We start from the raw sequence: 7,441 nt of genomic DNA on the forward strand, positions 1-7,441 counted from the left end.
CGCGTCATAGAGCATGAAATAGGAGCATGAAAAAGGAGCATGAAATATGAAAGTTAGCGGCGCTGAGATTGTCGTAGAGTCATTAAAAAAAGAAGGGGTTACGCATATATTCGGGTATCCCGGCGGTGTTGTCTTAAATCTCTTCGATTACCTCTATGACGCAAAAGATATTAAGCTGATTCTTACGCGGCACGAACAGGGTGCCACACACATGGCAGATGGCTACGCCCGCTCATCCGGCAAAGTCGGCGTGGCGCTTGTCACGTCCGGCCCAGGCGCTACAAACACCGTAACCGGCATTGCCACAGCCGCAATGGACTCCATTCCCATCGTTGTGCTGACCGGGCAGGTTCCCACTATGCTCATCGGTAACGACGCCTTTCAGGAGGCAGACATTGTTGGCATTACACGCCCGTGTACAAAGTATAATTATCTGGTAAAGAACATCGACGACCTCGCCCCCACTATCAGAGAGGCATTTCATATTGCCTCATCAGGCAGGCCGGGGCCGGTGCTTATAGACCTGCCCAAAGACATTTCAGCAGGAACGGGGAACTTCAACTGGCCTGAGAAAATCCAGATACGCAGCTATAATCCAACCGTCGAGGGTAACAGAAAGATGATTGAAAAGGCCGTCGATGAGATCGCTAAGTCGAAAAAGCCGGTTATCATTGCCGGTGGCGGTGTAATCCTCTCTAACGCATCTGATGAACTCAGAGAACTTGCCGAGCTTACACAAGTACCCGTCATAACCACCCTCATGGGGATAGGCAGTTTCCCATCGGTACATCCGCTGTCTCTGGGGATGCCCGGTATGCACGGCACATATTACGCAAATATGGCGATTCAGGACTCTGACCTTATAGTGGCCGTAGGCATGAGGTTTGACGACAGGGTGACAGGCAAGATTTCAGCATTTGCCCCACATGCCACTATCGTACATATAGACATCGACCCCACATCTATAAGAAAAAACGTACACGTAGATATCCCTATCGTTGGGGACTCGAAAAATATCCTCACAACACTGAACCAAATCGTTAGAACCCAGCAGAAGACCCAGTGGACTGAGATAAGAAAGGCATGGCTTAAGCAGCTCGATGACTGGAAACAACTCAAGCCCATGAGCTATAAGTACTCTGACACAGTGATTAAGCCCCAGTACGTAATAGAAAAACTCTACGAGGCCACAGGCGGAGACGCCATTATAACCACAGAGGTAGGGCAAAATCAGATGTGGGCAGCACAGTTTTTTAAATTTGACAAGCCGCGTACATTTCTGACCTCCGGCGGGCTTGGCACAATGGGATACGGGTTCCCTGCGGCAATCGGCGCTCAGGTCGCCAATCCCGATAAGACCGTTATAGACATAGCCGGTGACGGCAGCATTCAGATGAACATACAGGAGCTTGCCACAGCCGTTGTCTATGAACTCCCCGTAAAGGTGGCAATCCTCAACAACCGCTACCTCGGCATGGTCAGGCAGTGGCAGGAGATGTTCTTCAACGAGAGGTACTCACACAGCAATCTCAACGTGGTGCCGGATTTTGTCAAAGTCGCCGAGGCATACTCAGCCGTAGGGCTGCGTGCGGAGAAGCCCTCAGACGTAGAGCCGGTAATCAGAGAGGCGCTAAAGACCAAAAAACCGGTCTTCATGGACTTCGTCATCGACTGGAAAGAGAAGGTGTTCCCTATGGTTCCCGCAGGTGCAGCGATTGACCAGATGATCTTCGACGAGGAAGAGCCTAAGAAGGAAAAGGAAACGAAGAAACTCAAAGCCGTTAAGTAACACGATTAATAAGTAACACGAGAGGAGCTGCTATGAGACATACGATATCTGTGCAGGTAGAAAATAAGTTTGGTGTGCTGTCAAGGGTTGCCGGGCTGTTCAGCGGTCGCGGCTATAATATTGAGAGTATCTCTGTCGGAGAGACGCTTGATCCGAAAATCTCTGTAATGACTATTGTTACCAGGGGTGAAAACCAGATTGTCGAGCAAATCAACAAACAGTTGAATAAACTAATAGATGTGATAAAGGTTCAAGACCTGTTTGATGTTGACCACGTTGAAAGAGAAATGGTCATGATTAAAATCACGCCCACTCAAGAGCAAAAGGCCGAAGTACTGCGCCTTGCCGAGATATTCAGAGGCAGGGTCGTGGACTCAAGCCTCAAGACCTATACGATAGAGATAACAGGGGATGAGTCTAAAATAGAGGCATTTCTTGAACTTGTCAAACCGATGGGTGTAAAAGAGTTCGTCCGCTCAGGGAAGATTGCCATAGCGCGGGAGAGATCCAGGGGCTGAATCCAGCCAGGCTCAACATAAACCAATGGATTGGAAAGGCAAAAAAGTCATAGTCACAGGTGCCTGCGGCTTCATAGGTAGTCATCTGGTAGAGGCACTCTTAGCACTTGGTGCGTCGGTCCGCGCGTTCACTTATTATAACTCCTTCAATACATGGGGATGGATAGACACATTTGATGAGGAGCTAAAAAGTAAATTAGATGTTTACTGTGGCGACATCAGAGACGCCTATAACGTCAGGGACGCCCTTGATGGAATGGACATTGTCTTTCACCTTGCTGCGTTAATCGCCATTCCATATTCCTATATCGCCCCAGCATCATATGTAAAGACCAACATAGAAGGTACATTGAACATCGTCCAGGCCGCAAAAGACTTTAAGACCAAGCGGATTATTCATACCTCTACCAGCGAGGTATATGGCACAGCCAGATATGTCCCGATAGACGAGGGGCACCCGCTTCAGGGGCAGTCCCCCTATTCAGCGACAAAAATAGGTGCCGACGCTATTGCAGAGAGTTTTTACAAGGCATTTTCGCTGCCAATTACCATAGTACGACCATTTAATACATACGGCCCGAGGCAGTCGGCACGCGCTATTATTCCGACAATTATTACACAAATAGAGGCCGGGGCAAAAATAATAAAGCTAGGCTCGCAGCACCCCACAAGGGATTTTACCTTTGTAAAGGACACCGTATCTGCCATGATAAGCCTTGCCGAATCAGAGGAATCCATTGGCTCAGTAACAAACATCGGCTCGAATTTTGAGATCAGCATAGGCACCCTCACATCAAAGATTATGGAACTAATGGATGCCAATCTAACCATCGAGTTCGACGAAAAAAGGGCCAGGCCGTCAAACAGCGAAGTCGAAAGACTCTGGGCCGACACCACAAGGCTTGCCTCAACCGGCTGGAGGGCATCTTATTCCCTTGATGCAGGTCTCAATGAGACAATTCAGTGGATAAGAAAGAACATAGATAAGTACAAGGCCGACATATATAATGTCTGATACCAGAAAGGCCGTAATAATGGCAGGCGGCGAGGGCGTTCGCCTCAGGCCATATACATTTATCCTGCCAAAGCCCCTGCTGCCAGTTGGAGAGACTACGGTGCTTGACCATATTATTGATTGCCTAGGGGACTCCGGTTTTAGTGGTATCTATGTCTCAGTAAACTATAAGGCAAGGGAGTTTGAGGGATGGCTTGAAAGCCGCAAAGATGACGCCCTAACAGTGCATCTCTTTAAAGAACCCCGGAAAATGGGCACGGCAGGCTCGCTTGGCCTCATCAGGGACCAACTGACAGCGCCGTTTTGTGTCGTAAACGGTGATTTGATTATGAACGTCCCCCTTGATAAAATGTATGACCGGCATGTGGAAACAAAGGCTGATATCACCATCGGCATAAAGGGCTATCAGTTCACTGTCCCCTATGCCGTTATTAATAAAGACAGTGATGGTTTACTAGAAAATATAATGGAAAAACCATCCTACAGTTATTTTATTAACGCAGGTATATACATATTAAGCCAGTCCGTGTTTAAGCACATCCCACAAGACCAGCCTCTTGACATGCCCTCTTTGATAGATTCGCTGAAAAAGGCAGGAGGACACATTTACGTCTATGACATTGGTGAGCGCTGGCTTGACATCGGACGTATCTCGGACTATGAAAAGGCCGTAGAACTGATAAACCAATGGAAGGCATAACAAGCGTACTATTAACAGGAAGCGATGGCTTTGTGGGGCGGCATCTTCTCAGAAGACTCAAAGACAAGGGCACAGATGTTGTAGAGTTTGACATAACAAACGGCAGGGATGCAACTGATATTAATTCGTTTGTGGGCATCAGAAAGGTCAACGCCGTCGTACACCTTGCTGCAAGGACATTTGTCCCCGACGCCTTTGAAAACCCGGCCCGCGTGTATCGTGAAAACATCAGCGGCACGTTAAATGTCCTTGAGTATTGCCGCGCAAATGCAATTAAAAAAATCATCTACGCTAGTTCATACGTCTATGGAAGGCCGGAGCGGCTGCCGGTTGACGAGCATCACCCTGTCGGCATCCAAAACCCATATGGCCGGAGTAAACTCATCGGTGAGGTACTCATAAGGGGATACTACGAGGACTACGGCATCGTGCCCGTTATCTTCAGGCCATTTAATATCTATGGCCAGGGCCAGGGCAGGGCATTTCTGATACCATCGCTGATAAGCCAATGCCTGTCAGCCTCTGATTCAATCATAGTGAAAGACCTGTCCCCACGTCGCGACTACATCTATATTGACGACGTGATAGCTGCATATATGTTTGCCATATTCGATTATAAATGTACAGCCCCGGAGATATTTAACATAGGCTCAGGAGAGAGTTACTCTGTCGAAGAGATAATTAATAAACTCCAGCAAATCACAGCAACCAATAAGAAGGTTATATCCGAGGGGCAGCAGAGGAAAAACGAGATACCCGACTGTACGGCAGACACACGAAAAATCAAAAAGACATTCGGCTGGGCACCTAAGTTTGGTATTGATGAAGGACTAAGGCAGAGTGTTTTGCACTGGGCGCCGTGATAAAAATGATGAAAAATATTGCGATGAAAAAGATAAAGGTATTTTTCCTAATCCAAACCCTTGACACCGGAGGCGCCGAAAGGCAGCTCATAGAGCTAGTAAAGGCGCTGGATAAGGCAAGGTTTTCTATTACCGTCGGGGCATTTTACGACGGCGGGGCGTTTCGTGCTGAACTTGAGGGGGTCGAAGGCGTTCGTGTTGTAACCTTTGGTCAGAGGAGCAGATGGGACCCTGTACCAGTTGTCCGCATACTCAGAGAGGCACGCTCAATTAAACCCGACATAGTGTACGGTTTCATGGGGGTTTCAAACGAGACAGGGGCACTGGTTGGCAGGGCAGTTGGGGCAAAGGTAGTGTGGGGACTGCTGTCGTCGGACATGGACCTGTCGTTGTATCACTGGGTGTCTACCTTTATGTTTAAGGCAGGGGCGCTGCTGTCACGCATTCCCGATTTGATAATAGCCAACTCTGAAGCCGGTATGAGGCATCACACCGCCTGCGGCTATAGTGCCAATCGCATGATAGTGATTCACAACGGCATTGACCCCAACCGGTTCAGGCCGGTTGACATCGCTGGTGAGACCCAAAGGCAAGAGTGGCAATGTCCTGAAGGCGTAAAACTAATAGGGATATTCGGCAGGCTTGACCCTATAAAAGACCACCGGACGTTCTTAAAGGCCGCAGCAATTCTTGCCTCGAAGCGCCCAGAAGTACGATTTGTCTGTGTGGGGACTGGTGCTAAAGAATTCGCTGAAGGACTGAGGCACGAGGCTGCACCACTTAACGGTAAAATCATATGGGCTGGCTGGGTGGCCGACATAGTCGGGGCATATAATGCGATGGACATAGTAACGTCGGCATCGATAAGCGAGGGGCTTTCTAATGTTATCTGCGAGGCGATGGCCTGCTGTGTGCCCTGTGTTGTGACCGATGTTGGGGACTCAGGGTTGATTGTTGGGGATACGGGAATTGGCGTTGCCAAAAAAGACCCGGCTGCTATGGCAGAGGCATGGAATACAATGTTGGACTGGCCTGCGGCAAAAATGGCTGATGCCCGCAGCTTGGCTCGCACCAGAATAGAAGACCACTTCAGCGTCAGACAAATGGCGGCAAAAACAGAGGCCACGCTCACAAACCTTGTCCGTTCTTAAACAGTCTGATGCTGCCGCGCCCTTGTTTAAATCCCCATGAAAATGATATAACAAAGTAAGGGTGATAAGGAATCTAATTACAAAGGGGGAGATTATATGAGGAATGCACTGAAAACTTGTAAGAAAGCGGCATTACTTCTGGTGTTGTTGTTTTTGGCGTTAGTGTCATCTTCATATGGGGCAGACAAAAAAGTGGATGAAAAGAACCAGGGAACGTCAGTCAGCGAAACAAAATCATCACCTGATACTGCAAAACCTACTCAGCAGCAGCCAAAATCAGGCACTTCAGCACCTTCCACCAGCACTAATGACCTGAAGAACCTGCCTTACGCCGGTTCAGGCAAGAAGACATGGTAAACGGAGGATTGAAATGAAGAGGTTCTTAATCAGAGATGCAGCGCTTGCACTGCTTGTTTTGCTAACATTTGTTGCGGCAGAAGCGTCCGCAGAGGGGACAACATATACGAACACTCAGAGGAAGTTTACGTTTACGATTCCACAGGGCTGGGAAATCACATCCGGCACACCGGACTCAGAAAACATGGTTTTTAGAAAGACCGGCACAACACAGCACTTCATGTATCAGTACACGCCGCTTGGAAGCAGTTTCCCGGCAGAGGCCTCGGTTAAGGCATCGCTGAAGTCGGCGCTGGAGGACATTAAACTTGGCAAGAACATAGCGGCCAAACGACGCGATGATGTGAAGAAGATAAATAATAAGACCGTCCTGTACGCAAGGGGTTGGGAACTTATCGACGCCGGTAAGGGCGGCCCACAGCGCATCATATGGCAGTGCTATGACAGAGAAAACTTCTACTTCAACTTCATGGCCTCAAGCGAAGCCAATGAGTTTGCGGCTGCAAGACCTGAGCTGCAGAAGATAATAGACTCGATAAAGTTTTTGGAATAGATGGGGGTGCGGCGTTAGACTGAGAAAGAAATTATCAGCGTCGCTATTGATGGCTTTAGTGGTAGTTTGTCTGATATATGGAACAGCTGCTGCGGAGTTTGGCAGGATATGTACGAGTATGTATCTGTCCTGCCAGAAGAAGTCGCTGTGGTATGTTGTGGGGTTTGCAAAGATACCGCTGTGCAGTAGTGGGCTGTTTTTATGTGTCCCATGTCTTGATGACCCAAGCACAGCAGACCTATGCAATAAAACCTTCAAGGCATGCGAAGGGCAGTGTATTGTCCGCGGTACAGACGACAAGTGTTACTCTGCCGAGGGCGAGGCCGACTGTCTGCCCTGATGCCAGAATAATCCCTTGGACAATCCTTTAACGGTAGCACCAGGGCAACGCATTTGAAAATTACAATAGCCATTTCGTCCTATAGATTCCAGCTTTCGCTGGAATCGTGCGCCTGTGAGTGTGCATAGTCAGAGGGGTGAAAGTCCCCTTCAGGT

The 7,441-nt window shown here is 48.6% G+C and carries 9 protein-coding genes; all 9 read left to right on the top strand.

The genetic code is table 11. The annotated features are described in order from the left end of the window. Window positions 1-46 precede the first annotated feature (46 nt). The 9 genes from ilvB to ASN18_RS09710 all read left to right on the top strand — a co-directional run bounded on the left by ilvB (window position 47) and on the right by ASN18_RS09710 (window position 7,286). Window positions 47-1,789 carry a biosynthetic-type acetolactate synthase large subunit gene (gene ilvB / locus ASN18_RS09670; RefSeq protein ID WP_085052542.1) on the top strand — a complete coding sequence of 581 codons (1,743 nt, stop codon included), beginning with the start codon at window positions 47-49 and terminating at the stop codon, window positions 1,787-1,789. Window positions 1,790-1,821: 32 nt separating this feature from the next. Further along, the gene (ilvN, locus tag ASN18_RS09675) at window positions 1,822-2,307 is read left to right on the top strand and encodes an acetolactate synthase small subunit (RefSeq protein ID WP_085052543.1); all 486 of its coding nucleotides are present in this window, start codon (window positions 1,822-1,824) and stop codon (window positions 2,305-2,307) included. 25 nt (window positions 2,308-2,332) lie between these two features. Next, window positions 2,333-3,322 (top strand): NAD-dependent 4,6-dehydratase LegB, encoded by a 990-nt coding sequence (locus ASN18_RS09680; protein WP_085052544.1) that lies wholly within the window; start codon window positions 2,333-2,335, stop codon window positions 3,320-3,322. Beyond that, window positions 3,315-4,022: a sugar phosphate nucleotidyltransferase gene (locus ASN18_RS09685; RefSeq protein WP_085052545.1), complete on the top strand. Its 708-nt coding sequence runs from the start codon at window positions 3,315-3,317 to the stop codon at window positions 4,020-4,022. Before ASN18_RS09680 ends, ASN18_RS09685 begins: the two co-directional genes overlap by 8 nt. Continuing rightward, the gene (locus ASN18_RS09690; protein ID WP_085052546.1) at window positions 4,010-4,885 is read left to right on the top strand and encodes an NAD-dependent epimerase/dehydratase family protein; all 876 of its coding nucleotides are present in this window, start codon (window positions 4,010-4,012) and stop codon (window positions 4,883-4,885) included. The genes ASN18_RS09685 and ASN18_RS09690 overlap by 13 nt, the downstream gene beginning before the upstream one ends. A 23-nt stretch (window positions 4,886-4,908) precedes the next feature. Beyond that, window positions 4,909-6,036, top strand: a complete 1,128-nt coding sequence (locus tag ASN18_RS09695) for a glycosyltransferase (RefSeq protein WP_236861651.1) — start codon at window positions 4,909-4,911, stop codon at window positions 6,034-6,036. Between the two features lie 96 nt (window positions 6,037-6,132). Beyond that, window positions 6,133-6,393: a hypothetical protein gene (locus tag ASN18_RS09700; protein WP_085052548.1), complete on the top strand. Its 261-nt coding sequence runs from the start codon at window positions 6,133-6,135 to the stop codon at window positions 6,391-6,393. 13 nt (window positions 6,394-6,406) lie between these two features. Then, window positions 6,407-6,946, top strand: coding sequence for a hypothetical protein (locus tag ASN18_RS09705; protein WP_085052549.1), 540 nt, complete (start codon window positions 6,407-6,409; stop codon window positions 6,944-6,946). A 49-nt stretch (window positions 6,947-6,995) separates the two neighbouring features. Further along, window positions 6,996-7,286: a hypothetical protein gene (locus ASN18_RS09710; protein ID WP_157072923.1), complete on the top strand. Its 291-nt coding sequence runs from the start codon at window positions 6,996-6,998 to the stop codon at window positions 7,284-7,286. Window positions 7,287-7,441: the final 155 nt, after the last annotated feature.

Source organism: Candidatus Magnetominusculus xianensis, from assembly GCA_001541255.1.
GTDB lineage: Bacteria > Nitrospirota > Thermodesulfovibrionia > Thermodesulfovibrionales > Magnetobacteriaceae > Magnetominusculus > Magnetominusculus xianensis.

Excerpts from the sequence above, each read along its gene's own strand:
- ilvB (WP_085052542.1), top strand. The coding sequence starts at position 47 with ATGAAAGTTAGCGGCGCTGAGATTGTCGTAGAGTCATTAAAAAAAGAA.
- ilvN (WP_085052543.1), top strand. The coding sequence starts at position 1,822 with ATGAGACATACGATATCTGTGCAGGTAGAAAATAAGTTTGGTGTGCTG.
- ASN18_RS09680 (WP_085052544.1), top strand. The coding sequence starts at position 2,333 with ATGGATTGGAAAGGCAAAAAAGTCATAGTCACAGGTGCCTGCGGCTTC.
- ASN18_RS09685 (WP_085052545.1), top strand. The coding sequence starts at position 3,315 with ATGTCTGATACCAGAAAGGCCGTAATAATGGCAGGCGGCGAGGGCGTT.
- ASN18_RS09690 (WP_085052546.1), top strand. The coding sequence starts at position 4,010 with ATGGAAGGCATAACAAGCGTACTATTAACAGGAAGCGATGGCTTTGTG.
- ASN18_RS09695 (WP_236861651.1), top strand. The coding sequence starts at position 4,909 with ATGAAAAAGATAAAGGTATTTTTCCTAATCCAAACCCTTGACACCGGA.
- ASN18_RS09700 (WP_085052548.1), top strand. The coding sequence starts at position 6,133 with ATGAGGAATGCACTGAAAACTTGTAAGAAAGCGGCATTACTTCTGGTG.
- ASN18_RS09705 (WP_085052549.1), top strand. The coding sequence starts at position 6,407 with ATGAAGAGGTTCTTAATCAGAGATGCAGCGCTTGCACTGCTTGTTTTG.
- ASN18_RS09710 (WP_157072923.1), top strand. The coding sequence starts at position 6,996 with ATGGCTTTAGTGGTAGTTTGTCTGATATATGGAACAGCTGCTGCGGAG.